Genomic DNA, 25,535 nt, shown 5'->3' with positions numbered 1-25,535 from the left:
ACAAGGGAGCTTTTGCTGCATTTTCCGGCTCTTGACGAGAATGTGTAAAGGCCATCGTTTTACGCGGCTTTCTGAAAGGCGACGAGTTGGGTTCTTGTGGCGGCCAGCCGTTGCGCTTTCAGCAGCAGGTAGTTGAGATTGCGGTAGCCGCGTCCGCGTCGCAACAGCGCTTTGATGTTGCCGTTGACTGCTTCGACCACCCCCAGGGGAACCTTTGTTCTGCAGTAGTTCAGGATTCCCTCCAGATGGCGAAGCAGCATGTCGGCCAACTTCTCCATGGGCTTGAGCCGCTGCCAGCGCAACTGATCGATCCAGTTCTTCAGGTAGCGCAACATCGCGCCCTCATATCTGTAGCTCCACAGCCGATCCAGACTTTCCTTGAGCAGGTACGCCTTCATCACGCGCCGGTTCAGCGCAAACAGTTCGTTGAGTTGCTGTTTTTGGCGCGCGGTCAGATGCACCCAGCGCGTCAGCAGCAGCCAGCGCTTGCCCTTGACCAGTTCCCGCGCCGGCCCGCCCTTGCGGAAGAACTCCTGGCGGCGCACCTCATCCACAGCCGCTCCGGCGTGCTTCATGATGTGAAATTTGTCATAGATGATGCGGCAGTTGGGCAGCCACTCGGCGATGCTCTGCTTGAACGGTTCCCACATATCGACGCAGGCAGCCTGCACCGCGCCACGTTGAAAGGGGCTCAGTTGCTTGGCGAAGAACTCGTCGAGCGTTTCCTTCTTCCGCTCCGCGCCGAACCACAGAGGCTCGGCGGTCCCGAGGTTGCTCACCACGGTGATGAACTTTTGCTTTTTGCCCACAAAGATCTCGTCCACACCCATCTGCCGCAAGGCCGGCTTGCGCCGCGACTTTGCCCAACGCGCCAGATACCGCTGATCGATGGCCCGCACCGTGCTCGCCGCCAGACCAAACTGCCGCGCTACTCGGCTGGCTGCGGAGCTTTCGCAGGCTTGGCCTACCGCATCCTCGAAACGCTTGCTGAAGGGCGCTTTGCCAGGAAGCAGCGGCACCTTCTCCGCCTTGACGCCGCAGTCCAGGCAACGAACCCGGTACAGCTCGATCACCACCGTGGTCAGATACTCGAAGCACGGCAGATCGCGCACTTCCCGCTCATAGCTGGCTACCATTTCGCCTGTTGGCCTGCCGCAGCCGGAACAGACCAGCAACTTGTTGGCCCGCTTGCGCCGAACCCAAAGCTTCAGCCTTTTGCCAGGCTCGTCAATCTCATGCCGGTAGACCTTGTAGCCCGGCCATCCCAATACCCGCGTCCAATCGTTGTCGCGCATCGGGAGGAGAATAGCCGATTCCACACCTCAAGCAAAACCCGCGAAAATCACGCTGCCTTACAGATTCCTGCGCAGAGCCCATTTTCCTTTCATTTTGCTTATGCCTCTCTTTTAACTGCTTACGATAGAATCGGCTTAACAGTGGAAAGCATTCTCAATCTCGTGTGGCTGGCAATTGCGGCAACCATGGTGACGCTCTGGTGGCGCCAGCCTGCCCCTGCCAGAGCGCAACACAGATTGCATCTGGTTGCCATCGCCGCGCTGTTGCTGATTCTTTTCCCGGTCATTTCCCTCACCGACGACCTGATGGCTGCGCAAAATCCTGCCGAAACCGACACAACCATGCGTCGCGATCATCAGGCAGATGAGTTGCATGTTTTTTTTCCTGCAACCGCCATGCTTCCGGCCACCGCAATGGATATACTCTTTCCGGAATCCGGGTTTGCTCAGCGAATCCGCGATCTTTCCGTTACGGTAGTTGTTTCCCCGGCGCTGATGCAGCCGGTCAATCGTCCCCCGCCATTGGCTTAGTCTTTACGCCTTTCTTCATTCCCCATTCCGCCCCCAACAACACGCCGCCTAGTAGCGGCGCAAAGGTTCTCCATGAAATTTCATCCCCACGCACTCGCGGCTGTGGCGCTGGCGCTTATCTGGATGCCGGTACAGGCACAGCAATCCCTGACATGGGACGAGTTGAAGACGCGTTTTGAAGCGGCCAATCCGCAACTGAGGGCCGATGAGCTTTCGGTTGACGAGATGAAGGCCGAAGAGACAACGGCGCATCTGCGACCCAATCCGCAGCTAACGGTCGGCACCGATGGCACCCAGATCGCCCGCCACAACGGCGTCTGGCAGCCACTCTCCGGCACCGACGTGCAAAGCTCCTTCAGCTATCTGCATGAGCGCGATCACAAGCGTGATCTGCGGCAGGAAAGCGCCAAGCAGGGCACCCAGATCACCGCGTTGGAGCACGAGGATCTGAAGCGCAATATGCTCTTCAACCTGCGCACACTCTATGTGCAGACGCTCCAGGCCAAAGAAGTTTTGCGCCTCGCCAAGGACGATCTCGCTTACTACGACCACATCATCGAGATCAGCAATGAACGCTTCAAGGCTGGCGATCTGGCACAGATCGATCTGGACCGCATCGAATTGCTACGGGTGCAGTATGAATCGGAGCTGGAGCAGGCCGCCGTCAACCTGCGCACCTCAAAGATTCAGCTGCAGCAGATGCTCAACGACAAAACACCGGTCGAGCAGTTTGACGTGGTGGGACTCTTTGAGTTCAGTCCGGAGCTGAAGCAGCTTGAGGACTATCGGCAGATGGCGCTGGATGCGCGGCCTGACCTACGTGCGGCGTTGAAGGCCGTAGAGCAGGCCCAGACCAACCACAAGCTGGCCGAGGCCAACGGTTCCACCGACCCAACCTTCAGCAGCTGGTACACGTGGAATGCATCGAACAACAATCCCAATGCCAATCAGACGCTGGGCCTGAGCGTAAGCGTTCCGCTGCGCATCTTCGATCGCAATCAGGGCGAGAAGCAACGCACGCTGATCGACATTGACCGCAACAAGCAGTTGACCGATGCAGCCCGCGCCCAGGTCTTCAGCGATGTGGACTCGGCCTACGCACAGGTACAGAGCAACATTAACCTTCTGAAGCCCTACAAGGCGAAGTACAACGATCAGGCGCTGCGCGTACGCGATACGGTGACGTATTCGTATGAGCATGGCAGCGCTTCGCTGATGGACTTTCTGAACGCGCAGAGCGACTTCCGCCAGGTGCAGCTTGCCTACGCTCAACTGATTGGTTCTTATTTAACCGCCGCCGGCCAGCTTAATCTGGCGGCCGGAAGCGAGGTTCTTCCATGATGGATTCTTCCCGTTGCACTCTTGTTGTGTTGCCTGCTCTTGCGGCAACGATGCTTTTGACTACAGTCGGCTGCAAAAAAAAGGACGATGGAGCGACGGCACCTCCACCTGCCAAGGTAGTGCAGATCGCAGACATGAACACCATCGCCATTGACCCGAACGATGTGGCCAAGTTCCAGTTGGCGGCGGCGGAGTCAGTGGAGGATACATCCCAGTTGAAGGCCACTGGAGCGGTGCAACCCGATGTATCGCGGGAAGTTCCGGTGATCTCCATGGCCAACGGCCGCGTGGTGGACATTCATGCCCGCCTGGACGACAACGTAAAGAAGGGCCAACTGCTGTTGAAGGTACAGAGCCCCGACGTGACTGCAGCCTTCGATGTATATCTGAAGGCCACCAACGACGAGCAGGTGGCCGACAAGGCATTCAAGCGCGCCGACGATCTGTTCAAGCACGGCGCCATCGCGCAGGCTCAGCTGGAACAGGCCGAAGACACGGCCAAGAACGCCAAGGCCGACCTGAACGCCGCTGAAGAGCAGCTGAAGACGCTGGGCGTGAACAAGGCGCATCCGAGCAGCGTAGTGCCCGTTTACGCACCCATCTCGGGCGTGATCGTAGCGCAGAACGTGACCAATGCTTCGGCTGCGGGCGTAAGCCTTTCCGGTTCGTCGACGGCCTTCACCATTGCCGATCTCTCCACCGTGTGGGTGGTCTGCGATGTGTATGAGAACGACATTCCCAAGCTGCAGCTTGGCCAGCAAGCCAGCATCACCTTCAACGCCTTTCCGGACAAGCCTTTGACCGGGCGCGTCAGTGACATTGGCCCCATCCTCGACCCCGCGTTACGCACGGCCAAGGTACGCATGGAAGTGGCCAATCCGGGCTTTCTGAAGCTGGGCATGTTTGCCACGGCCACCTTCTCCAGCCGCAGCAAGCAGACTTACGCCACCGTGCCAGCCAATGCCGTACTGCATCTGCATGATCGCAACTGGGTCTACGTACCGGCCGGCGACAATCACTTCCGTCGCGTACAGGTGGAGGCTGGCAAGATGCTTGACGGCAACCGCCAGCAGCTTCTTTCCGGCATTCAACCCGGCCAGCAGGTTGTGACCAACGCCCTGCTGCTCGACACTGCGGGGAACCAATAGCATGATTCGTGCACTTGTGAATTTCGCACTGAAGAACCATTGGCTGGTTCTGGGCGCCGTGGTTCTGCTCTCGGTATGGGGCGTACTCAGCTTCCGCAGCCTGCCGATCGAAGCCTATCCCGACGTAGCCAACAACTACGTACAAATCATCACCCAGTGGCCGGGCCGCTCCGCTGAAGAGGTTGAGCGCCAGGTCACCGTGCCGGTCGAAATCCAGATGGCCGGCATCCCCCACCTGACTCATCTGCGTTCCACCTCGCTTGCAGGCCTGTCGAGCCTGATGCTGATCTTCGACGATAGTTCCATCGGCGATCAGAACCGTGAGCATGTGCTCGAACGGCTCAATCAGGTAAGCCTGCCCGCAGGTCTGGTGCCGCAAATGGGCACAGACTGGAGCCCGGTTGGCCAGATCTACTGGTACACGCTCGAAAGCACCAACCCCTCCTATGACGTGATGGAAAAGAAGTCACTTGAAGACTGGACGATCGAAAAGAACTTCAAGAGCGTCGATGGTGTGGTGGACGTCTCCAGTTTCGGCGGCCCTACCAAGGAATACCAGGTCAAGCTTGATCCCGAAAAACTGGTCAGCTACGGCCTGAGCATTGCACAGGTTGAACAGGCTCTGCAGAACAACAACACCAACGGCGGCGGCAGCTTCATCGAGCAGGGCACGCAGCAAATCAACGTACAGGCCCTTGGTTTATTCACCGGCATCAGCGACATTGAAAATACGGTAGTAAAATCGGCCAACGGAACACCTGTACGCATCAAGGACATTGCTTCCGTCGAACAAGGGCCGAAGATCCGCCTGGGCCAGATCGGCCGATCCTTCCACAAGGAAGACGGAACTATCGTCGACAATCCTGACACGGTCGAAGGCATCGTGCTCCTGCAGAAGGGCCGCGATAGCGATTCCGTGCTTACCAGCATTCATCAGGAGGTAGACAAGCTTAACCATAACCTTCTGCCGCATGGCGTTAAAGTGGTTCCCTTCCTCGACCGTTCGGATCTGGTGAAGTTCACCGTCAAGACGGTGGAAGATAACCTCACCGCCGGCATGTTGCTTGTCTCGATCATTTTGTTTGTCTTCCTCGGCAACGTCCGTGGCGCAATCATCGTGGCACTCACCATTCCGTTTGCGTTGCTGTTTGCCTGCATCTGTCTGGACATCGCACACATTCCCGCCAACCTTCTTTCGCTGGGCGCTCTGGACTTCGGCATGGTCGTCGACGGCTCCGTGGTGATGATTGAAAACATCATCCGCCATATGGCTCACACCGGCGACACACGAACCCCCATACAGAAGATTCGCGATGCGGTCTATGAAGTACAGCGTCCGGTCTTTTTCGCACGCGGCATCATCATCGTTTCCTATCTTCCCATCTTCACGCTGGAAGCCGTTGAAGGTCGTCTGTTCAAGCCCATGGCCTGGACGGTCTCCTTTGCGCTTGCCGGTGCTTTGTTGTTCGCCATCGTAGTTGCTCCAGTGATGGCCAGCCTCTTCTTCCGCAAAGGTGCAAAGGAGTGGGAGAACCCGCTGATGACCTGGCTCACCGGCCACTATCGCACCGCCGTACGTGCGGCCATCCTGCATCGCCAATGGACCTTCGGCATCGCGGCGATTCTGTTCGCCATCGCCGTCTATCTGGCATTTGGAGGCCCGGTCGGCAGTGAGTTCCTGCCCCATCTGGATGAAGGATCCATCTGGGTGCGTGGCACTCTGCCACCGAGCGAAGGCCCCACCGACTCTATCGCCTTCATGAACAAAGCTCGCGTGATAATGGCTTCGTTCCCTGAAGTTAAACAGGTGATCAGTCAGACAGGCCGTCCCGATGATGGCACCGACACGACGGGCTTCTTCAATACAGAATACTTCGTTGATCTGAAGCCACGCGAACAGTGGAGACCAGCCTTCCACCAAAACAAGGAACTGGTCATCGAGGCCATCGACAAGGAACTGCAGAAGTTCCCTGGCGTGCTGTGGAACTACTCCCAACCCATCAGCGACAACATGGAAGAGGCCGTCTCGGGCGTGAAGGGCGAACTAGCCGTCAAGCTCTACGGCGACGATCTGCACACTCTTGAAAAGAAGGCCGACGAGATCCAGTCGCAGATGGCTGCTGTACGCGGCGTTGAAGACCTGGGCATCTTCCGCATCATCGGCCAGCCCAACCTGAACTACACTGTTGACCGTGAGGCCGCAGCACGTTGGGGCATCAACGTCAGCGACGTTCAGGACGCGATTCAAACCGCCGTGGGTGCAAATGCGCTCACCCAGGTGCAGCAGGGCGAAGCACGCTACGATGTGACGCTCCGCTATCAGCAGCCTTATCGCGATACACGCGAGGCCATCGATAACGTACGCCTGCTGGCACCTTCGGGAGAACGCGTTTCTCTGGCTCAACTCACCAAGACCTCTACCGACGATGGCGCGGAAGAAATTTATCGCGAAGGCGGCCAGCGTTACATCGCCATCAAGTACTCGGTGCGTGGCCGTGATCTTGGCTCCACGGTGACCGAAGCCATCAACAAGGTGAACCACAACGTTCAGCTCCCCACGGGCTATCACCTTGAGTGGGCTGGCGAATTTGCCAGCCAGCAACGCGCCAACCAGCGCATGGCCATCGTTGTTCCGATTACCGTCCTGGCCATCTTCCTGTTGCTCTACACCATGTTCCGCTCGTTCAAGTGGGCCATGCTGATTATGGTTTCAGTGGTCATGGCCTCGATTGGCGGACCGCTGGCGCTGTTCCTCACCCACACCAACTTCTCGGTCTCCTCCGCTGTCGGCTTCCTGGCGCTGTTCGGCGTTTCGGTAGAGATTGGCGTCATCATGCTGGAGTACATCAACCAGTTGCGTGCTCATCGCAAGGGCATGCGCGAAACCAGCTCTCAGAGCATCGTGGATGCGGCTGTGGAAGGAGCCGTCCTGCGCCTGCGCGCCATTCTGATGACCATGCTGGTGGCCACTCTCGGCTTGCTGCCCGCTGCCGTCTCACACGCCATCGGCTCTGACTCACAGCGGCCCTTTGCCATCGTGATCGTTGGCGGCCTGCTTGCTAATCTGGTCATTGGCATCTTCCTGCTGCCCACACTCTATGTGTGGATGGCCCGTGAAGACGATGTGCTGCCGGTCGTTGAACCTGCCGCAGAAGAAGAATAACCCCAGTAATCCTCCCTCTGGGCACATAAAAAATCCCCGGCTCTCATCGAGCGCCGGGGATTTTTCATTTACTACGGATTAAATTGTCGGCCGAGCCTGCACGCCGCGCGTTGTAATGGTCAGTTTGGCTCCGGTCAACTCCGGTCCATCCCAACCGTCCTTCTCTGTCTCAATGTGAATCTCGCCCGCCTGCTTGGTGGCCTGCACAATCGCCTGCGCAAGCCCGTTGAAGAGTGAGCGCTTCGACTCCTTGTCGCTCTCCTGGCAGTTGGGATTGCCATTGCCCACGCCAATCAACTCACCAGCACCGCTCACCTTGAAGCTGATCAGATTGTCTGCAGTCGGCACGGCGCGGCCTTCCTTGTCGAGCACCTCCACCTTGAGCAAAGCCACATCTTCACCATCGGCATTGATCTCGGTACGGTCCGCCGTCAGCCGGATGGCAACGGGCTCTCCGGTGGTTTCGCGTTTTTCCACCAGGGTCTGCTTACCATCCTTCCAGCCGCGAGCTTCAATCACGCCGGGCGCATACTTCACCTTCCACTCCGCATGACCGAACTTGGCAATCTTCTTTTTGCCCTGACTCTCGCCATTCAAGAAGAGCTCAACCTCTTCCTGATTCGAGTAGACCCACACGGGAATCAGCTCGCCTTCCTTGCCTGCGAAGTTCCAGTGCGGAAACAGATGCAAGACCGGCTCAGTGCCCCACCACGACTTGTAGTAATAGTACGCATCCTTGGGGAATCCGCACATGTCCACAATGCCGAACTGGGAGTTGATCGACGGCCACGCGTAGGGGGTTGGCTCACCACGATAGTCGAAGCCGGTCCAGGCAAAGCCGCCCGCCTCCCACTCCCGCGTGCCATAGAAGCTCACCCACTCTTCGGTGCTGTTGGCCCACTTGGGCACATTCAGATCGTAGGCGCTCACCACGTTGCGCTTGGCATCGGTAAAGTATTCTCCGCGCGTGAAGACGGTACTGGCCGTCTCCGAGCCGAAGATGGGCCTGGTCGGATGCTTCTTGTGAAAATCGTCCGGGTATTTCAGGTTGTAGTTGAAGCCAATAATATCGAGCGCATCGGAAACACCCTTGGCATTGTCGCCATTCACCGCAGCCGAAACCACACGCGTCGGATCAAGCTCATGGCAGCGCTGCACCATGGTGGCCGCAATCTTTTTGCCAAGCTCGGCCTCATCGTTCTGCAGGTGCCATTCTTCATTCCCAATGGACCACAGAATGATGGCAGGCGCATTGCGATAGCGCTTGATCATCAGCTCCAGTTGCGCCAGTCCTTCAGCGCTGGAGCTCATCTGCCGCGTCTCGCACATCATCATCATGCCCATGCGGTCGCAGGCTTCCACCCACTCCTGCGTAGGCATATTGTGCGAGGTACGCACCGCGTTCGAGCCCATCTGCTTGAGCACACCCAGGCGGAACCACTGCAGACGATCCGGCAGCGCCGCACCCACGCCCGCATGATCCTGATGGTTGCATGTGCCCTGAATCTTTACGGGCTTGCCGTTCAGGAAGAATCCCTTGTCCGCATCGAAGCGGACCATGCGCACACCAAACTGCACGCGCTCAGCATCGCGCACCTTGCCTGCCACGCTCAGAGAAACTTCCGCGGTGTACAGATTCGCTTCTTCCAGCGACCACAAGGCTGGATCGGCTATCTTCGCGCTGGCCGTGTAGGCCACGCTGCCGTCGGCATTCACCGTCTGCGCTGCGGCCTCCGCCGTCGCCACGGTCTTGCCCGCAGCGTTCAGAATGCGCCAGGATACGCTGGCCTTCTCGCTCTGCGCACCCTGATTCTCAACCACCGTTCCCAACTCAATCGTCGCGGCATGCGGCTCGATCTTGGGAGTCCGCACCCAGCTCTCCCACTTGCCCAGATGCAGCGGATCGACCTTGGTGAGCCACACGTGGCGATAGATGCCCGCACCCTCGTAGAACCATCCGTCGCCAAAGCTGGCATCCACACGGAGGGCCACGCAGTTCTTCGCGCCCGCATTCACAAAGTCTGTAATGTCGTAGCGGAAGGGCGCATAACCATTGTCGTTACGGCCTACAAAGCAGCCGTTCACAAACACCAGCACGCTGCGAAACGCGCCATCGAACTCCAGCACCAGCCGCTTGGCGGCATCCGCTTCCGTCACCGAAAACTCGCGACGGTACCAGCCCACGCTGGTCTCGGGATACTTGCGGCCAATTGGCTTGTAGCCATGCGAATTCAGCGCTTCATCCCAGACAAACGGCAGTTCCACCGCCCAGTCGTGGGGCAAGTTCAGCTTGCGCCATTTGGCGTCGTCATAGCCAGCCTTGGCAAACTTGAAATCTCCGGTCTTGGCAAAGTCGCCCTGATCGGTGCCAAAGCCCAGGTCACGTGCCGGGTCGGCCCCATGGCCGAACTGAAACTTCCAATCGAAATCAAAAAGCAGTTGTTCGCGCGGGCCAAGCGCGGCCAAAGCATGGGCCTCAACTTCTTGTTGCGCAACTGCCGCAGCCACCTGCGCCCAGGCCGAGCGGGCCAGCACAGAGGTAGCGGAAAGCGCCAATCCTGAATACAGCAGGTTACGACGAGAGAAACCAGGCATGGTAAACCTCAAAAAATGCATATTGGCCATGAATGGCCTTGGGATACATTCGAAAAAGGAAATATACCCGATGGCGGCGGCACATGTAAACGATTACTGACGCCCTCAAGTTTTCCTCCGTTTCTTCGCTTCCGGGCCGGGCAAAGTCGCACCGGATATGTTACATTCAATAAGTCGGATTAAAGCCGGAGAGATGGCCGAGTGGCTGAAGGCGCACGCTTGGAAAGCGTGTATACTCGAAAGGGTATCCAGGGTTCGAATCCCTGTCTCTCCGCCATAGATATATATAAATCATTCATTTTCACTCACTTACAACATTCAAAACACTTTAAGTCAATTCTTCTCTTTCTCGCCATTCCATAAAATCCAGTAAATCTAACCTATTCCATCTGTTTTGCGCGACAAAATCTTTATTGCGCGACAACGATTTAGCCCCCCTAGAAAACATTCTTCAACGCCCGCACCCCGCGCTCACCCCACATAACAATCGCTGGAAGAGCCTTTTCCCACCACGACTTTGGCCGATCCAGATCAGCCTCCAGATGGTCAGCCACCTTGCGGCCATCCGTGGCCATGATGGCTGCCTGCTTGCTGGCCACCTGAGCATTCTTCAGCACCGGCACAGCCGCCGCGCCCACCTGCTCATACTGCCGCGCTGTGGCCCCCAGCTGCGTTTCCAGCGGCACAACACCGTCAACCACCCGCCCCGTGGCCACGAGCGCCACACCCGCGCTCTGTGCCGCTTCCGTAAGTGATCCCGAGAGAATGCCCACGGCCGCCACCGCATGATTGACCTGCCAGAGCGTGGCCCGCGTATCGCGCAGAATCGCATTCACGCCGGCCGCTTGCTGCCTGCTCGAATCACTCCACGCCTGCGAGGCCGCGTTGACGTTGGCCAGAGCCGCGTCTATGCGGGCCAGCAGGCCGGTACTGGGCCGGTTGAGCGTATCCAGCGCGCCGTTGACGCCATCCAGCGCCGCGATGCCACGTGTGGCCACCGGAGGCACATACCGCCATGCCAGGATGGCTAGAACGACAAACAGCAAAGCCGAGGGCGACAGCCATGCGGCTGCCGCCCTCATCGTTACAGTTTGCAGCCAGCGCGGCATATTAGGCTGCCGCCGTGCTGGTGCTGCTGGTCGCAGCCTCGTAGGCATCGATCAACACCTCGACGCTCGCGATAGCTTTGTCGGCCACCTTCTCGATGGTCGCGGTCAGTGTGGAATTCTTCACCTGAGCGGTGGCCAGCAGCTCGGGCAAATCGGCCTTCAGCGCATCAAGCGCAGCCTTCGCCGTGGTGGCATCGGCCAGGTCCGTCGCAGCCGCCTTGGCGGTGGCCAGCGCAGTCTCGATGGCCTTCAAAATAGCCGCAACCTCGGGCTCGGCAGTGGGATCAACCACGAGGACGACGGCCTCAATTTCCGGAGCCGTGGCAACCACAAAAGAATCCACGAGACCCAGCCAGGTCGGGCTCTTCTTGAAGATCTTCACAAACACCTTTTCAACCTTGGCCAGATCAGTTTCCGTGTCCTTGATGATAGTTACGAATACGCTCATAATGTCAGCCTCCATGCTGATTGGTTCAGCCTGCAATGCAGGCGGGTTTACTGCTGAGGGTTTGGCCCCTTCTTCGTTTGGCCAATGAATGCGCCAAGGCCGCCTGAGGCGAGCGAAGAGGCCAGCGTAAAAAGGTCATGCTGTGCCGTGGCATTGCCAGGGCAAACATAGGCAGTCACGGCCAGCAGAGAACCCAGCGCGATGATGGCGATGGGCCAAAACTGCTGCGGAAGGGTGTTCATACCGTCTCCGTTCCAGCGCGCATTGCGCGCGCAAAAAAGCCGAGCCCGAAAGCCCGGCACACTTGCGGCAACCGCCTAAACTCAGGCATTGCTCAAAAACTCGCTGCGCTCAGCCACGCGACGCCGCAACAGCCCAGCCACGACTTGGCCGCTGCATTTATCCCACTTTTCAAACTCCAGCGCAGCCGCCTGCAGATCCCCGCGATTGATGAGCGCTAGCAGCTGCGAATGGTCGAAGCTGCCGCAGCCGCAGTTGAACGTGAAATCGACCAACGCATCGAACTCGTGCCGCGTGAGCTGCACATGCACGAGGCGATTCACCTCGGACTCGGCCCAGGTAATGTCCTGAGCCAGCCAGGCCTCGGCCTGCGCCTGCGTGCAGGTCATGCCGAGCCGCACACCCCGCGTGTGGCCATAGCCGATTGTCGGCACGTTGTTGCTGTCCAGGTATGCCTTGAGCTTGCATCCCTCAAATTGCTCGGTTAAATGCAAGCCGCTCCGGCTGTATTGCATCTGACTCATCTGGAAATTCCTCCTTAAAGCAAAAGGCCAGCTCATTGATGAGCTGACCTGTGAGTGATTCTTTGTGGCCTACCAACCGAAAACATGTTTGCTCACCCATCCAGCAACCGTCGTGACGGTCGCTGCAATGGCGGTCGCCTGCCAGCGCCAGCGCTGCAAACCATCGACCTTGCGCTCGACGGCCGTCATGCGGCAATCATGGCCATTGTCGATCAGGCCATCCCTTACGACAACCTCCAGCGCTGTAACGCGCTCAGCAGTAATGCGCTGCTGAGATGCGACTGACTCGCGAAACTCTCGGAACTCGGTATCCCTGAATGCCCGAAACTCTTCGAGCAGAAGCACTGCAACCTGATCGCCCATAGGGCTCCTTACTGGATGTAGATGTCGTAGACATTGAGGTAGATACTGCCATTGCCGCCCGCGCCATCAGGGACCACAATAAAACCAATCGCTAGCGTGGAAATATCAACCCCGGAAGGAATCGAGACCGTGTAAGTGGTGGTTGCATTCGCGGCGGTGATGGTGGCCGCAGTTACACTCATCGCGCTGGTGCCTTCAGCCATCCAAGACGTTCCGCCATAACTCACTTCGATGGTAGCCGTTCCCGTGGTGCTAAAAGATGCGGAGCAGACGATACACAGCGTCATCGCTGCCGTTAAAGTTATAGCTGGGAACCCACCATAAGTAGTCCTACCTTCGGCAATTGTGGTTCCGCCACCGCTACCGACCGGAAAAGAAATTTCGCCACTTACAACCTGCGTGCTTACGGTCACGTCGCACTCCCCGAAGACGATGAAGAACTATACACAGTACCGCCGACAACCGCACATGTGCCCAGATTGTTGTCGTAGGCATACGTCGGATTTACGGTCGCCTGACGGGTGCCGCCAGTAGCCATCATCATGTCGTTGTAATACTCTGTGGGCTGGTAACGTGTGGAGTAACTCGGCGTCGTAACGCAGGCTAGGTAGAAGTAGCCGGCCTTTCCTTGAAAGGTGCTCGGCGAGGTGGTTAACTGCACGTTGGGTGTGATGTTTGCAAAGGTTGGATCGCAGTAAAAAGCGTAATAGACGGTAGACTGCGCGAGGCCCGAGAAGTACGTGTACTCGGGCACAATTGAAAATGAATTTCCGTTGATCGTGAATGTGATAGGGCTGGAGAGATACGCACAGGCCGTGCCGTCGCTACTCGCAATGACGATCAGGCACCCGCTCGCTAGCGGATTCATCGAGGTAGCCGATGCGCCGTACGCATCACACACCTCAGAGCCAGCGTTCTCTACCCAGTCCGAGTACACGCCGGAATACGACTTGCAACGGATGCGCACCAAGTAGGTTGCGCCTGCAGTCGCGCCACCAATTAGCACCGACGAGGCAGAGATATTCACGTCAGAGAGCGCGGTCCAACTCGACCCACCTGAGAGCATGTACTGCACCTGCATGCTCTCAATGTCGCTATCCGTAATCGCATCCCACTGCACGTAGAGCGAGATGCTGATCGAGCCATCCGCATTTGTTGTGATCGTATTCGGCAGGCCCTCAGAAGAGTTTCCCGAGCCGCTATACACAAGCAAGCCGGTCGGATCATTAATCAAAGGGCTGGAGGACGGGTACGAGTATCCCTGTGGCGTCAATTCTTCCGAGGTAGACCACGAGAAGATGGAGTCGTCCACCTCTTTCAGCTCGAGCCTGCAGACCAGAGCCTTGCCCTGGATTTCCAGACTGGACTCCTGCACCTCAAACATGTGCTCCGTGAGGCCATATCGGGGGATGTTCACATAAACCCAGTCGCCCGCCGTGAGTTGGTAGCCGCGCACGTCCGTGGTGAGCGAGAGGCGCTCCTGAAACCGCGTCCGCATCAGATGTATCTTTGCCAACCTCTGCGCCATGCTGGCCGACTGCGTGAACGGCAGATCGATTTCAGCGTAAATGCGCTCATTACCGTCCTGCACAAGATACTGGTCGGTACTGTACCCATGCTCAGTGTCCTGCAGATAGGCAGGAAAATCGCTCGGCATGTACAGGTTCTCAGGGCTGGCATACGTTCCCTTCACCGCGTTAAAGAGCGATGTCAGCGTCGTCTTTGGCCTGTAGGTGACGCCGCCAACCAGCCAATCAGGCGTGATGGTCAACGTAGGAGTCTGCGCAACACCAACCTGCAGGCCGAACTTTCCGCCATTCAACGTAATGCGCCCGGCGCACGACGACAGCATTTTATTGAGGATCGAACCGCGCGTCTCGGTCAGCATAAAGCAGCCGTTGAGCGTGTAGGTTCGCTCCGTGCCGCCATCCGCCAGCGATACCACCTCATCGCACACATTGGCGGCCGTGCTGAAGGACGTCTTGTCAATCTGACTGGCCGTCAAGCCAAACCCGCCACGCTCACGCGGAGTCATCAGGTAATCCATGATGCAAACTGCAGGATTATCTGACCACCCGTAAAAAAACGAACTCACGCCATTTGCGGTACTGACAAGGGATCCCGTGCGAGGATCGATGAGCGTGTTTTTTCCATAAAGCAAAAACTGAAGATTCGGCAGAGCTGAGAAATAGCTTGAATCGTAACCGCACTGCACATAGACAGTCGTGTAGCCGTAGCCCACACAGGACGAGTTCCAATCCGTTCCGGCGCTCAGCAGCAGAGGAAAGGTGCTCGTATTCGTGCCGTCCAAAATATGGAAGAAGATCTTGTTGCTGTAGTCCGGGAAAGTAGTAGTGATGCAACCCAAACTTGTCGCTGTGCTGTCAGTGACTCCGCACGTGTAGGAATAGTGGCAGTCATCTGCACCCTGAGTGAAAATGAATTTTCCGTTCAAGGTGTTAGGGCTGCAATTTTTCACCTGAATGAGCTGCCCATCGAGTTCACTGTCTCCTGATTCCAGAACAATTTCAGCGACGCCGTTCGTGACCGAAAGACTGCTGATATTGCTGGTAATCTGCGTCGGCGAACAAGACGAATACCCATACCCATAGGTAGCAGGTGTGATCGTGATTGCTTTCTGATTCGCCCACAGGCTGTACCCCTTATCGAGGGCGCACGGATGCGAAGCTAGTACAGAGACCTGATGGAGTTGCTTGTTGTTGCTCGTAGTGGCATTGCCAACGTTGCTGTTTTCGGTGATGTACACCTTGGTGCCGCCAACCAGTGCCCAGCCATAGATGATGCAGTGCGGGCCGGTTGGCGATTTGCATTGCGTCGCGATGCCCGCATGCTGGTCAAGGGCCTTCATGGCGTCCGCTGCGCCGCCCATCAGCATCGACGCGCCGAAAGAGGTCAGGATGCCAGTCAGCGCTGCCTTGCTCATAGTCGTACCCATAATGGCCACACCCGAGCCGGGGACCGCAAACGACGCACCGACAGCCGCGGCTCCGAGCGCGATTTCTGTTACCGCTTTTGCCATTTAGATTCCCCAGAATTTGCGGATCGTTGGCCGATCAAGATGAGTGAGGCCATGTTTTGCCGGAGTGGCCACACGACCGTTCAGATCGATGATTCCCACCGCGCCGGACTTGAGAAGTACAAGGTTGCCCCGCTGCGCGAAGGCCGTATCGGTGCGCGGCTCAACGCCAAGGCCTCGCATGATCTGCGTTGCAATGGCATTCATGGTCGCGGCACCGGTCAGCGTTTTGACCACTTTGAATGCGGATTTTCGCGTGGAGTACGCGAAAGGGAACTCAGGCCGTACGTCCGTTACCGCGTAGATGGCTCCGATGGCAAATTGCCCGCAATCATACTTACCATAGGCGAATTCCTTTTCAGAGCATGAGGCCAGATAGACGTTCAGGCGTTTTTGCCAATCAGGAAGTCTAGTCATTCGTGCTCGCAGGATTGGTTCCCCACCACACCTGCGCCAACTGGATCGCATTAACAAAGGAAAAGAACGTATCCGTGGTTGATGTGGAAAGCCCCAGCGCTGTCAGCCGGGCGGCAATGTCAATGCGGTTATCGTCCGCCGTGTAGCGGCGCACGCAGATGCGGTTCATATCCAGCAGAGGATTCTCCACGCTGACCTGAATTGTCGACGTCTTTCCGTCGTCCTCAATGACCGGCGAATCCAGATACCCGGTGAGAGACAAAAACGGCTGTGAGATGATGCTGGTATGATTTGGGCCATCCCAGAAGCAGAGATAAACATTACACGTGTTGAACGCGGTAATTTCACCCATGCACTCAGCCAGCAGTGTCGAGTCGATGCCGCTGAGGCTGAGGGTTGTACCCTTTGCCTCTGTGGCAATCGTCTCGGTCATAGCTCCAATGGTGCCAAAGTCACCAACGCCCAGGTAAGTGTTGCCGTTCCACACAACATTGCCCGAGCCGTTCCAGACGTGGAGAGTGTTGTCCTCAAAGCAGAGGTCAACGAGGACACTCGGGTACACGACATCCGCGATCAACGCCGCGACCATTTCTATTGACAGATCGCGCATCTAAATCGCCTCGATGATTTCCAGCGCCCCTATGCCCCACAGAGCGTCCGTTGTCACGCTGCCGGTGGTTGCCGTCGGCTTTAGTTTGAAGAGCCCCTTGCAGTCACGCGTGATGATGGGAAGGGCATCCACCTGATTGTCTGCGCGCAGGTTTGGCCAGATCGGCAACGTCGCCGCCCCTGTACTATCCGAGGCCACATTGGCCGTGATGCGGTAGAGCCGGTTGCCGATCTGAATGTAATCGCCCGCGAAGAATAGGCACTGCTGGCTGGCCTGCCACCCGGCCGTGACCAGGCTGTAGCCCGTCTGCGCGCCGTTTACCGTCGGCGTGCCAAGAGCAGAGCCCAGAGGGTACCGAGCCTTGGGATCGCCCAGCAGGAAGGTATTTACGCCGCCACGGCAGGCCAGCAGAAAAGCACTCCAGGCGCTATAGCTGCGGCGGTCCATCTTGTTGAACGACACCTGAGCAGACCACCACGAAGCGCCCCAGTCATAGGTCTTGACCGCGCCGGTAAACGGGCTCTGCGTGGTGGCCACCGCTTCATTGTTGGTCCACTCGATGCTCTGTGGCCCGCTTACACCGCGCAACGCGTAGTGCGGGCATTGCAGAATCGTCATCCAGCCCCACCTCTTCCACCAAAAAGAAGCAGGCCCCCGAAGAGGCCTGCTTTCGTCGATACTGAATGGCGTCTACTTCTGCGCCTTGTTTTCGTCCTTCTTCTTTTCGCTCTTCAGCGCAGTGTCTGCCGACTGCGCCTCGACATACGCAGACGCAGCAGCATCGTTAAACCGCTTGGCCACATCAGCCCCAAGCGCTGCTTGCTGTGCAATCAGCAACTGCCGCTGCAGATCAACGATCTGCTGCTTCTGCGCAGCCACGATCATGTGCAACTCTGCCAGGGATTGCTCTGCCGGCGGCTCGGCCTTTTGCGGTTTCTCCTGCGCCTGCGCCACAACTGCGACCAGAGCAATCACTGCGACAAAAAGTACCTTCTTCATCAAATCTTTCCTCCTTATGCCACCGTGTCGGTGGCTCCAGTTAGCATTGCGCTCAGGTCGGGATGCGTCTGGATGGCAGCGTATGCGGCCTTGAGCAGAGCATCCTTGGGGGTTGTAGCACTGGAAGCAATCGTCCCGGCGAATGCAGCCGTAAACTGCTCCGTGCTGGTCGTACACGCATCGCCAAAAGTGGTGATGATCGGCGATTTGTACGGCTGCTTGCCAGCCGTGCGCGCCGCCTCCGACGCGTAGATTGCGCTGGTCACCATCGCATGTTTGTTTGTGTGGTCAACTTGTACGTTCTGAATCTTGAAGTACATGCCAGCCAATGACAGGTCGGTATTGCTGTCCGTAATGCCGCTCGCTATAACCCAAGCCATGGAAATTTCCTCCCGATGCGATGCTGTTTGGGGGCAGGCCCAAGGCCGTCCACTTTACGGTTCAGTTCCTGCACGGCACTCCACAGGACGGCCGTCATTTCGTTCTGCTTGAGGGTGCGGAAGTCGGCCACGTCTACCATGGTCCCGTCCGCATGATGCACAGTACCCGGCTTGACATTTACAGAGCTGCGCAGCCCGCCCGCCTCAACCTCCTGCGCGATCCAGCCCGTCTGGCGCTGGTGATCGTCGCCGGAATTCCAATCAAATTGGACAGCACGGATTTTGTTAACTTCTTTCAGGGCAAGCTCGGGATCGAGCGTCTTGATGTTGTGCTTTTCGCGTTTGTCGGATGTAGCTGTCCAGCTTGCGCCCGTGACAGCGCCGGGTACAGTCAATGCACCGCTACCGGACAGCGTCATGATCGACGAAACGACTGCCCCTAAGGTGGTTGCGTTATACCAGTCAAAACCTCCAGGCCCAGACCCTCTGTTATTTATAAAATCCGTTTCACCCGAACCATTGCCGTAATTCCAGTCGATGTATGCGCCTTGAACAAGGAATGTGTCATACATGCCATTACCTTTTAAAAAAACGGTGCCCCCAATATCAGCACTTCCATTCACACACAGCCTATATCCACAATCCGTGGCCGTGGCGACTGCTACATCGCCGGTTCCGAAGACAGCTAAAGGTGCGCCACCATATACGGCCATCGAAGCATAGTTACCTGTGCTGCCAGCTCCGCCAGCGTTCGCAAATTGAAAAATAGCAGAGTTGAAAGAAGAGTTCACAGCTGTCCCGGCCTGAAAGCCAGTGTAATAAAAACCCGTCGCCAGAGATGATTGAATTACCGCCAGGGCGTTATACGTGCTCCCGGTCCCCGTGATCGTAAACGTGTTCCCCGTGCTACCACTCTCCGTGATCGGACCGGTAGTGAGCATACCGGCTAACGTAGCTGCGCCAGTCACGCCCAGCGTTCCACTGATCGCCGTATTACTCAGCGTGCTGGTCCCGGTAACACCAAAAACACCGCTCACCGTCGCACTGGCCAGCGTCGCCGCGCCCGTCGTGCTCAGGGTTCCGTTGACTACCGTATTGCCGAGCGTCAATGTTCCGGAGATACTCAAATTGCCATTGACGGCCAAATCCCCACTCGTCGAAGAGGCCGTGTAGATTGACGGCAACGCCGTGGTGCTTGCGTCAAACGTGTCCAGCGTCCACGAGGATCCAGTAATCGTAGTGATGCCGAAATCGCGCTGCGTAATGGCTATGTTGCCCGTGGGCGACAGCGTGATGTGATAGCGCACATTTGTCGGCACCGTGGTGGAGGAATCGAGCACAGTGAAGCCCGATTGCAGCACACCGTTGGAGACGATTCCGCATTTCTTGGCCGGTACCACCTGCGCCGTGCCGGATCGATAGCCGATCGGATCGCCGTCCTCGTCCACCGCCGCGAAACACAGCCGCGCCGAGGCAATTCTGTTACCGGTCACATCGGTGATATTGCTGGCCGTAATTGCCGTTGTGCTGGCACTGGCGCAAAGCGCAGACCCGAAAAAGAGAACAAAAAACAGGTATTTCATTTAGCAATTCCCCTGCGCAACAGAGATGAAGATTGCAGGCCATGTGGTTGAAGCGTCGCCGGGAGCTAGCGAGAACGCCGGACCAAAACGCTGGAGAACATCCCCGGTGGATGTGTCTACGAGGACGGCCCTGTACCGGGCAGCAGGATTATCCGGGCTGTCCGTCGTCGAGTCCAGACTGATTTCCGGAAGAGTGAGGTTGTTGCCGCTGACAGTGCAGGCGAACTGCTGGTAAAAATCGCCCTTGCCCGCAGGATTGCCCAGCGTTTTGAGCCAGATATTGCCCGCCTCACTCGTAAACGTCTGGTCAACGTCAATGCGCAGGGCGATAGTGGAGTCGCCCTGCCAGTTACTGAGGGTGATGGATGCGATGGAAATTGCCATGCTTACCTCGGAGTCCTTCGCGCCTGGTCATGCAGGCTCTTTACGGAGTCGTTCACGGCTTGTGCATGAGCCATGGTCATGCCGCGATACACCGCCTGATGCACCATGGCCGCGTCTGTGCCACGGGCATCGATTGTGTAGGTCGGAGTCCCGCCCTGGCTGCCATACTTACCTATTTGATTGTTTGGGATAATGCGTCCCGACGATGTTGGAACGAATATTTCAGGTCCTCTCTCGCCGATAAGCGAAGGCATTCCAGAGGAGATCGATCCACCGTCCGCAAAGGCAGGGAGGTGCGATGACATATTACCGAAGAACGATCCTGACCCAAACAGATGCCCTCCAAACATCCGCCCGAGCGCATCGGAATCATTCAACTTGCCAAGCAAACCACCTATTAATCCATGAGACATGCCACTGATCGCTTTGTTCGCCCCAGTTCCTCCCTTGGAGGAACCGCCTCCGCCACCCAAGTTGTCTACCCAGACGTTATACCCATTCGTTTTCTTCCCGGAATTTCCAAACAACAACTTCATGCCAGAAGACTCTGCCTTCTGAAGCGCAGCATTACTCAGTCCCTCAAAGGTGGATTTTTGGGCTCTTGACGAGAATGTGTAAAGGCCATCGTTTTACGCGGCTTTCTGAAAGGCGACGAGTTGGGTTCTTGTGGCGGCCAGCCGTTGCGCTTTCAGCAGCAGGTAGTTGAGATTGCGGTAGCCGCGTCCGCGTCGCAACAGCGCTTTGATGTTGCCGTTGACTGCTTCGACCACCCCCAGGGGAACCTTTGTTCTGCAGTAGTTCAGGATTCCCTCCAGATGGCGAAGCAGCATGTCGGCCAACTTCTCCATGGGCTTGAGCCGCTGCCAGCGCAACTGATCGATCCAGTTCTTCAGGTAGCGCAACATCGCGCCCTCATATCTGTAGCTCCACAGCCGATCCAGACTTTCCTTGAGCAGGTACGCCTTCATCACGCGCCGGTTCAGCGCAAACAGTTCGTTGAGTTGCTGTTTTTGGCGCGCGGTCAGATGCACCCAGCGCGTCAGCAGCAGCCAGCGCTTGCCCTTGACCAGTTCCCGCGCCGGCCCGCCCTTGCGGAAGAACTCCTGGCGGCGCACCTCATCCACAGCCGCTCCGGCGTGCTTCATGATGTGAAATTTGTCATAGATGATGCGGCAGTTGGGCAGCCACTCGGCGATGCTCTGCTTGAACGGTTCCCACATATCGACGCAGGCAGCCTGCACCGCGCCACGTTGAAAGGGGCTCAGTTGCTTGGCGAAGAACTCGTCGAGCGTTTCCTTCTTCCGCTCCGCGCCGAACCACAGAGGCTCGGCGGTCCCGAGGTTGCTCACCACGGTGATGAACTTTTGCTTTTTGCCCACAAAGATCTCGTCCACACCCATCTGCCGCAAGGCCGGCTTGCGCCGCGACTTTGCCCAACGCGCCAGATACCGCTGATCGATGGCCCGCACCGTGCTCGCCGCCAGACCAAACTGCCGCGCTACTCGGCTGGCTGCGGAGCTTTCGCAGGCTTGGCCTACCGCATCCTCGAAACGCTTGCTGAAGGGCGCTTTGCCAGGAAGCAGCGGCACCTTCTCCGCCTTGACGCCGCAGTCCAGGCAACGAACCCGGTACAGCTCGATCACCACCGTGGTCAGATACTCGAAGCACGGCAGATCGCGCACTTCCCGCTCATAGCTGGCTACCATTTCGCCTGTTGGCCTGCCGCAGCCGGAACAGACCAGCAACTTGTTGGCCCGCTTGCGCCGAACCCAAAGCTTCAGCCTTTTGCCAGGCTCGTCAATCTCATGCCGGTAGACCTTGTAGCCCGGCCATCCCAATACCCGCGTCCAATCGTTGTCGCGCATCGGGAGGAGAATAGCCGATTCCACACCTCAAGCAAAACCCGCGAAAATCACGCTGCCTTACAGATTCCTGCGCAGAGCCGGTTTTCCTACTTCGCGAAAGCTCCCGTGCTTGTCGCCGGAAAGCGTTTTTACTACAACCTCATTGAAGCTCTCAACGCTCCGGACAAGCGTATCTCCCACCGCTCGGCCCCAATCATCAAAGCGCTGCTGCATATCCCGCGCAGACTGTTCTAGGGAGACTCTGCACAAGTCCCAATACTGCATTCTGCTTGGATAAAATGATAAGTAGAGGGCAAGGGCGATGCGGCAACGAACACTGGCGTCACAAGCGAGTTTTGAGCAGTATGGTCGCAAGGGCAAGCGGGAGCTTTTTCTGGATCAGATGGAGCAAGTGGTGCCGTGGGCGGAGTTATTGGCGCTGGTTGAGCCTCATTATCCCAAGGCTGGCAACGGCCGCCAACCAGCAGGCTTGTCGATCATGCTCCGCACGTACTTCTTGCAGCAGTGGTTTGGTTTTTCGGCTCTGCGCAGGAATCTGTAAGGCAGCGTGATTTTCGCGGGTTTTGCTTGAGGTGTGGAATCGGCTATTCTCCTCCCGATGCGCGACAACGATTGGACGCGGGTATTGGGATGGCCGGGCTACAAGGTCTACCGGCATGAGATTGACGAGCCTGGCAAAAGGCTGAAGCTTTGGGTTCGGCGCAAGCGGGCCAACAAGTTGCTGGTCTGTTCCGGCTGCGGCAGGCCAACAGGCGAAATGGTAGCCAGCTATGAGCGGGAAGTGCGCGATCTGCCGTGCTTCGAGTATCTGACCACGGTGGTGATCGAGCTGTACCGGGTTCGTTGCCTGGACTGCGGCGTCAAGGCGGAGAAGGTGCCGCTGCTTCCTGGCAAAGCGCCCTTCAGCAAGCGTTTCGAGGATGCGGTAGGCCAAGCCTGCGAAAGCTCCGCAGCCAGCCGAGTAGCGCGGCAGTTTGGTCTGGCGGCGAGCACGGTGCGGGCCATCGATCAGCGGTATCTGGCGCGTTGGGCAAAGTCGCGGCGCAAGCCGGCCTTGCGGCAGATGGGTGTGGACGAGATCTTTGTGGGCAAAAAGCAAAAGTTCATCACCGTGGTGAGCAACCTCGGGACCGCCGAGCCTCTGTGGTTCGGCGCGGAGCGGAAGAAGGAAACGCTCGACGAGTTCTTCGCCAAGCAACTGAGCCCCTTTCAACGTGGCGCGGTGCAGGCTGCCTGCGTCGATATGTGGGAACCGTTCAAGCAGAGCATCGCCGAGTGGCTGCCCAACTGCCGCATCATCTATGACAAATTTCACATCATGAAGCACGCCGGAGCGGCTGTGGATGAGGTGCGCCGCCAGGAGTTCTTCCGCAAGGGCGGGCCGGCGCGGGAACTGGTCAAGGGCAAGCGCTGGCTGCTGCTGACGCGCTGGGTGCATCTGACCGCGCGCCAAAAACAGCAACTCAACGAACTGTTTGCGCTGAACCGGCGCGTGATGAAGGCGTACCTGCTCAAGGAAAGTCTGGATCGGCTGTGGAGCTACAGATATGAGGGCGCGATGTTGCGCTACCTGAAGAACTGGATCGATCAGTTGCGCTGGCAGCGGCTCAAGCCCATGGAGAAGTTGGCCGACATGCTGCTTCGCCATCTGGAGGGAATCCTGAACTACTGCAGAACAAAGGTTCCCCTGGGGGTGGTCGAAGCAGTCAACGGCAACATCAAAGCGCTGTTGCGACGCGGACGCGGCTACCGCAATCTCAACTACCTGCTGCTGAAAGCGCAACGGCTGGCCGCCACAAGAACCCAACTCGTCGCCTTTCAGAAAGCCGCGTAAAACGATGGCCTTTACACATTCTCGTCAAGAGCCGGTTTTTCAGACCCCGGAATGGAAGAAGCTTTCTATGATTCGCCCGTGTTGCGGCGCTTCGCCGGAGTTGATCTGGGCCGTGCCTCCGCGCCCGATGAAAGCACCATTCTGCGCTTCCGCCACCTGCTCGAAGAACATGAGTTATGCGGCCAGATACTCGATACGGTGAACCACTTTCTAGCCAGCCGGGGCATTCGCATCGGCACGGGAACCATCGTGGATGCAACGATTATCAACGCTCCGAGTTCGACGAAGAACTCGACCGGCAAGCGCGATCCTCAGATGCACCAGACCAGGAAGGGACAGCAATGGTACTTCGGCGCGAAAGCGCACCTTGGCGTTGATAGCAAGTCGGGCATTGTGCACTCAGTCGGCACCTCTGCGGCCAGCGTGGCGGACAAACATATGCTGCCTGACTTACTGCACGGCGCAGAGAAGAAAGTCTGGGGAGACGCAGGCTATCAAGGACAAACCGAGGCAATTCATGCGGCCGCGCCCGGGGCGCAAGATATGACCAGCCGCCGCACCAAGTTCAAAAATTATGTAGACGAAGAAGCCAAGCGCAAAAATACGACCAAGGCCAGAGTTAGATCGAAGGTGGAGTGGTGTTTCCGCATTCTGAAGCGCGTTTTTGGATTTACCAAGGTGCGCTATCGTGGCTTAAGGAAGAACCACGAGTGGCTTTGCGCGGCCTTTGCCCTGGTTAACCTTTACCAAAATCGCAAACGGCTGGTCGCGCTGGGGGCGTAGTGTCTCTGGAGGCCGGAAAACGGCCTCCAGAGACAAAAAACAACCACGTAGAGCCCGCGCCTGGATGCAACTGAACCCGCAATTCTGGCTATAACTACTTCCGAACCCATTGCATTGTAATTACACCGCAAAATCGCGGGTTGTGCAGAGGCTCCCTAGGTAAACAGCGATAGCTTCTTCGCTGTCGAGGTAAGGAGCCGCGTCAAATTCAGGAAGTGCGTCCACCTTGATTTTCTTGTCCATCGCCTTCTCTCCTGTGCAGCCTTGACCACTGTAAAGCATAGTGATACAGTTTCCTAGTGATTCAATCATTCCGACATGCCGGGCTTGAGAAATTCTTCTACTCCGGCAGCAAAGCCGGGATACAGCCAGACCATGCCAAAAAGCTAGGCGTCCGGCTGGGCCGTCTGAACGTTGCCAGATCGGCGGCAGATATGAATGTCGCGGGGTGGAAATTCCACGAGTTGAGCGGCAACCTGAAGGGACACTTTTCCGTCAGCGTGAATGGCAACTGGCGCATAATATTCGCCTTTGAGGACGAGAATGCCATTCTGGTCGATTACCTGGACTACCACTAAGGAGGATCCATGAACGCAGAAATGTTCAACCCGCCGCATCCTGGAGAAATCCTGCAGGAGTGGATCGAGGGCCTCAACACGAATGTTACGCACTTCGCCAGTCACATCGGCGTCAGCCGCGTAACGCTGTCCAGAATCCTCAATGGGCGCGGCAGCATTACCGCAGAGATGGCTCTACGCCTGTCCGCAGCCCTCGGAGACCGCCCCGGAATCTGGCTTGATCTTCAGGCGCAGTACGACCTATGGCAGGCGAAGCAGAAGAAAATTCCGCCTATCGCCAAATTTCCGCGAGCAGCCTGACGGAATCC

The 25,535-nt window shown here is 57.5% G+C and carries 26 protein-coding genes, 1 tRNA gene and 2 pseudogenes; 10 read left to right on the top strand and 19 right to left on the bottom strand.

All coding sequences use genetic code 11. The annotated features are described in order from the left end of the window. Positions 1-59 precede the first annotated feature (59 nt). Positions 60-1,295, bottom strand: coding sequence for an ISL3 family transposase (locus ACOBR2_RS06505; protein WP_420236124.1), 1,236 nt, complete (start codon positions 1,293-1,295; stop codon positions 60-62). A 141-nt stretch (positions 1,296-1,436) separates the two neighbouring features. Between ACOBR2_RS06505 and ACOBR2_RS06500 the strand changes: the two genes are divergently transcribed. The 4 genes from ACOBR2_RS06500 (at position 1,437) to ACOBR2_RS06485 (ending at position 7,478) form a co-directional block, all read left to right on the top strand. Further along, positions 1,437-1,826, top strand: coding sequence for a hypothetical protein (locus ACOBR2_RS06500; protein ID WP_420239228.1), 390 nt, complete (start codon positions 1,437-1,439; stop codon positions 1,824-1,826). A 72-nt stretch (positions 1,827-1,898) separates the two neighbouring features. Continuing rightward, a complete protein-coding gene (locus ACOBR2_RS06495) occupies positions 1,899-3,167 on the top strand; it encodes a TolC family protein (protein WP_420239227.1) in 1,269 nt (422 codons plus the stop codon). 50 nt (positions 3,168-3,217) lie between these two features. Further along, a complete protein-coding gene (locus ACOBR2_RS06490; protein ID WP_420239226.1) occupies positions 3,218-4,315 on the top strand; it encodes an efflux RND transporter periplasmic adaptor subunit in 1,098 nt (365 codons plus the stop codon). Position 4,316: 1 nt separating this feature from the next. Beyond that, the gene (locus ACOBR2_RS06485; RefSeq protein ID WP_420239225.1) at positions 4,317-7,478 is read left to right on the top strand and encodes an efflux RND transporter permease subunit; all 3,162 of its coding nucleotides are present in this window, start codon (positions 4,317-4,319) and stop codon (positions 7,476-7,478) included. Positions 7,479-7,556: 78 nt separating this feature from the next. Here the strand turns inward: ACOBR2_RS06485 and galA are convergent, their stop codons facing one another. Next, positions 7,557-10,073, bottom strand: a complete 2,517-nt coding sequence (gene galA / locus ACOBR2_RS06480) for a beta-galactosidase GalA (RefSeq protein WP_420239224.1) — start codon at positions 10,071-10,073, stop codon at positions 7,557-7,559. Between the two features lie 187 nt (positions 10,074-10,260). Between galA and ACOBR2_RS06475 the strand changes: the two genes are divergently transcribed. Next, positions 10,261-10,350, top strand: a tRNA-Ser gene (locus ACOBR2_RS06475). A gap of 160 nt (positions 10,351-10,510) precedes the next feature. Here ACOBR2_RS06475 and ACOBR2_RS06470 read toward each other — a convergent pair. The 16 genes from ACOBR2_RS06470 to ACOBR2_RS06395 form a co-directional block, all read right to left on the bottom strand. Beyond that, entirely contained in the window at positions 10,511-11,155 is a 645-nt protein-coding gene (locus ACOBR2_RS06470) for a hypothetical protein (protein ID WP_420239223.1), read from the bottom strand. Between the two features lie 28 nt (positions 11,156-11,183). Then, positions 11,184-11,630 carry a hypothetical protein gene (locus ACOBR2_RS06465; RefSeq protein WP_420239222.1) on the bottom strand — a complete coding sequence of 149 codons (447 nt, stop codon included), beginning with the start codon at positions 11,628-11,630 and terminating at the stop codon, positions 11,184-11,186. Between the two features lie 47 nt (positions 11,631-11,677). After that, positions 11,678-11,872 (bottom strand): hypothetical protein, encoded by a 195-nt coding sequence (locus ACOBR2_RS06460; RefSeq protein ID WP_420239221.1) that lies wholly within the window; start codon positions 11,870-11,872, stop codon positions 11,678-11,680. Between the two features lie 81 nt (positions 11,873-11,953). Continuing rightward, positions 11,954-12,394, bottom strand: a complete 441-nt coding sequence (locus tag ACOBR2_RS06455) for a lysozyme (protein ID WP_420239220.1) — start codon at positions 12,392-12,394, stop codon at positions 11,954-11,956. Between the two features lie 69 nt (positions 12,395-12,463). After that, positions 12,464-12,757, bottom strand: a complete 294-nt coding sequence (locus ACOBR2_RS06450) for a hypothetical protein (protein WP_420239219.1) — start codon at positions 12,755-12,757, stop codon at positions 12,464-12,466. Positions 12,758-12,765: 8 nt separating this feature from the next. Further along, positions 12,766-13,044: a hypothetical protein gene (locus ACOBR2_RS06445; protein ID WP_420239218.1), complete on the bottom strand. Its 279-nt coding sequence runs from the start codon at positions 13,042-13,044 to the stop codon at positions 12,766-12,768. Positions 13,045-13,166: 122 nt separating this feature from the next. Then, positions 13,167-15,797 carry a hypothetical protein gene (locus ACOBR2_RS06440; RefSeq protein ID WP_420239217.1) on the bottom strand — a complete coding sequence of 877 codons (2,631 nt, stop codon included), beginning with the start codon at positions 15,795-15,797 and terminating at the stop codon, positions 13,167-13,169. Further along, on the bottom strand, positions 15,798-16,211 hold the full coding sequence (locus ACOBR2_RS06435; RefSeq protein WP_420239216.1) for a DUF6950 family protein: 414 nt from the start codon (positions 16,209-16,211) through the stop codon (positions 15,798-15,800). Further along, positions 16,204-16,821, bottom strand: a complete 618-nt coding sequence (locus ACOBR2_RS06430; RefSeq protein WP_420239215.1) for a hypothetical protein — start codon at positions 16,819-16,821, stop codon at positions 16,204-16,206. The genes ACOBR2_RS06435 and ACOBR2_RS06430 overlap by 8 nt, the downstream gene beginning before the upstream one ends. After that, the gene (locus tag ACOBR2_RS06425) at positions 16,822-17,439 is read right to left on the bottom strand and encodes a hypothetical protein (RefSeq protein WP_420239214.1); all 618 of its coding nucleotides are present in this window, start codon (positions 17,437-17,439) and stop codon (positions 16,822-16,824) included. A gap of 72 nt (positions 17,440-17,511) precedes the next feature. After that, complete coding sequence (locus ACOBR2_RS06420) at positions 17,512-17,820, bottom strand: hypothetical protein (RefSeq protein WP_420239213.1); 309 nt, start codon at positions 17,818-17,820, stop codon at positions 17,512-17,514. Between the two features lie 14 nt (positions 17,821-17,834). Further along, positions 17,835-18,200: a hypothetical protein gene (locus tag ACOBR2_RS06415; RefSeq protein ID WP_420239212.1), complete on the bottom strand. Its 366-nt coding sequence runs from the start codon at positions 18,198-18,200 to the stop codon at positions 17,835-17,837. Next, complete coding sequence (locus tag ACOBR2_RS06410; protein ID WP_420239211.1) at positions 18,185-19,783, bottom strand: tail fiber domain-containing protein; 1,599 nt, start codon at positions 19,781-19,783, stop codon at positions 18,185-18,187. Before ACOBR2_RS06410 ends, ACOBR2_RS06415 begins: the two co-directional genes overlap by 16 nt. Continuing rightward, the gene (locus ACOBR2_RS06405) at positions 19,784-20,167 is read right to left on the bottom strand and encodes a hypothetical protein (RefSeq protein ID WP_420239210.1); all 384 of its coding nucleotides are present in this window, start codon (positions 20,165-20,167) and stop codon (positions 19,784-19,786) included. 2 nt (positions 20,168-20,169) lie between these two features. Continuing rightward, a complete protein-coding gene (locus tag ACOBR2_RS06400) occupies positions 20,170-20,703 on the bottom strand; it encodes a hypothetical protein (RefSeq protein ID WP_420239209.1) in 534 nt (177 codons plus the stop codon). A gap of 93 nt (positions 20,704-20,796) precedes the next feature. Then, positions 20,797-22,032, bottom strand: coding sequence for an ISL3 family transposase (locus ACOBR2_RS06395; protein WP_420236124.1), 1,236 nt, complete (start codon positions 22,030-22,032; stop codon positions 20,797-20,799). Positions 22,033-22,333: 301 nt separating this feature from the next. Here ACOBR2_RS06395 and ACOBR2_RS06390 point away from each other — a divergent pair. The 3 genes and pseudogenes from ACOBR2_RS06390 to ACOBR2_RS06380 form a co-directional block, all read left to right on the top strand. Next, positions 22,334-22,552: pseudogene (locus ACOBR2_RS06390) on the top strand (IS5/IS1182 family transposase); the annotation flags it as partial. Positions 22,553-22,630: 78 nt separating this feature from the next. Then, positions 22,631-23,866: an ISL3 family transposase gene (locus ACOBR2_RS06385; protein ID WP_420236124.1), complete on the top strand. Its 1,236-nt coding sequence runs from the start codon at positions 22,631-22,633 to the stop codon at positions 23,864-23,866. 36 nt (positions 23,867-23,902) lie between these two features. After that, a pseudogene (locus tag ACOBR2_RS06380) lies at positions 23,903-24,649 on the top strand (IS5 family transposase); the annotation flags it as partial. A 120-nt stretch (positions 24,650-24,769) separates the two neighbouring features. On the opposite strand, the gene ACOBR2_RS06375 reads toward ACOBR2_RS06380, so the two are convergent. Further along, on the bottom strand, positions 24,770-24,892 hold the full coding sequence (locus tag ACOBR2_RS06375; RefSeq protein ID WP_420239208.1) for a hypothetical protein: 123 nt from the start codon (positions 24,890-24,892) through the stop codon (positions 24,770-24,772). 56 nt (positions 24,893-24,948) lie between these two features. On the opposite strand from ACOBR2_RS06375, the gene ACOBR2_RS06370 reads away from it, so the two are divergent. Both ACOBR2_RS06370 and ACOBR2_RS06365 read left to right on the top strand, forming a co-directional pair. Continuing rightward, positions 24,949-25,227 (top strand): type II toxin-antitoxin system RelE/ParE family toxin, encoded by a 279-nt coding sequence (locus ACOBR2_RS06370; RefSeq protein WP_420239207.1) that lies wholly within the window; start codon positions 24,949-24,951, stop codon positions 25,225-25,227. A gap of 9 nt (positions 25,228-25,236) precedes the next feature. Next, complete coding sequence (locus ACOBR2_RS06365; RefSeq protein WP_420239206.1) at positions 25,237-25,527, top strand: HigA family addiction module antitoxin; 291 nt, start codon at positions 25,237-25,239, stop codon at positions 25,525-25,527. The last annotated feature ends 8 nt before the right edge of the window (positions 25,528-25,535 follow it).

Source organism: Telmatobacter bradus (assembly GCF_048629425.1).
GTDB classification, from domain to species: Bacteria; Acidobacteriota; Terriglobia; order Terriglobales; family Acidobacteriaceae; genus Telmatobacter; species Telmatobacter bradus.
The sequence above is the reverse complement of the archived record's forward strand: the minus strand, read 5'-3'. Positions and strand labels throughout refer to the sequence as shown.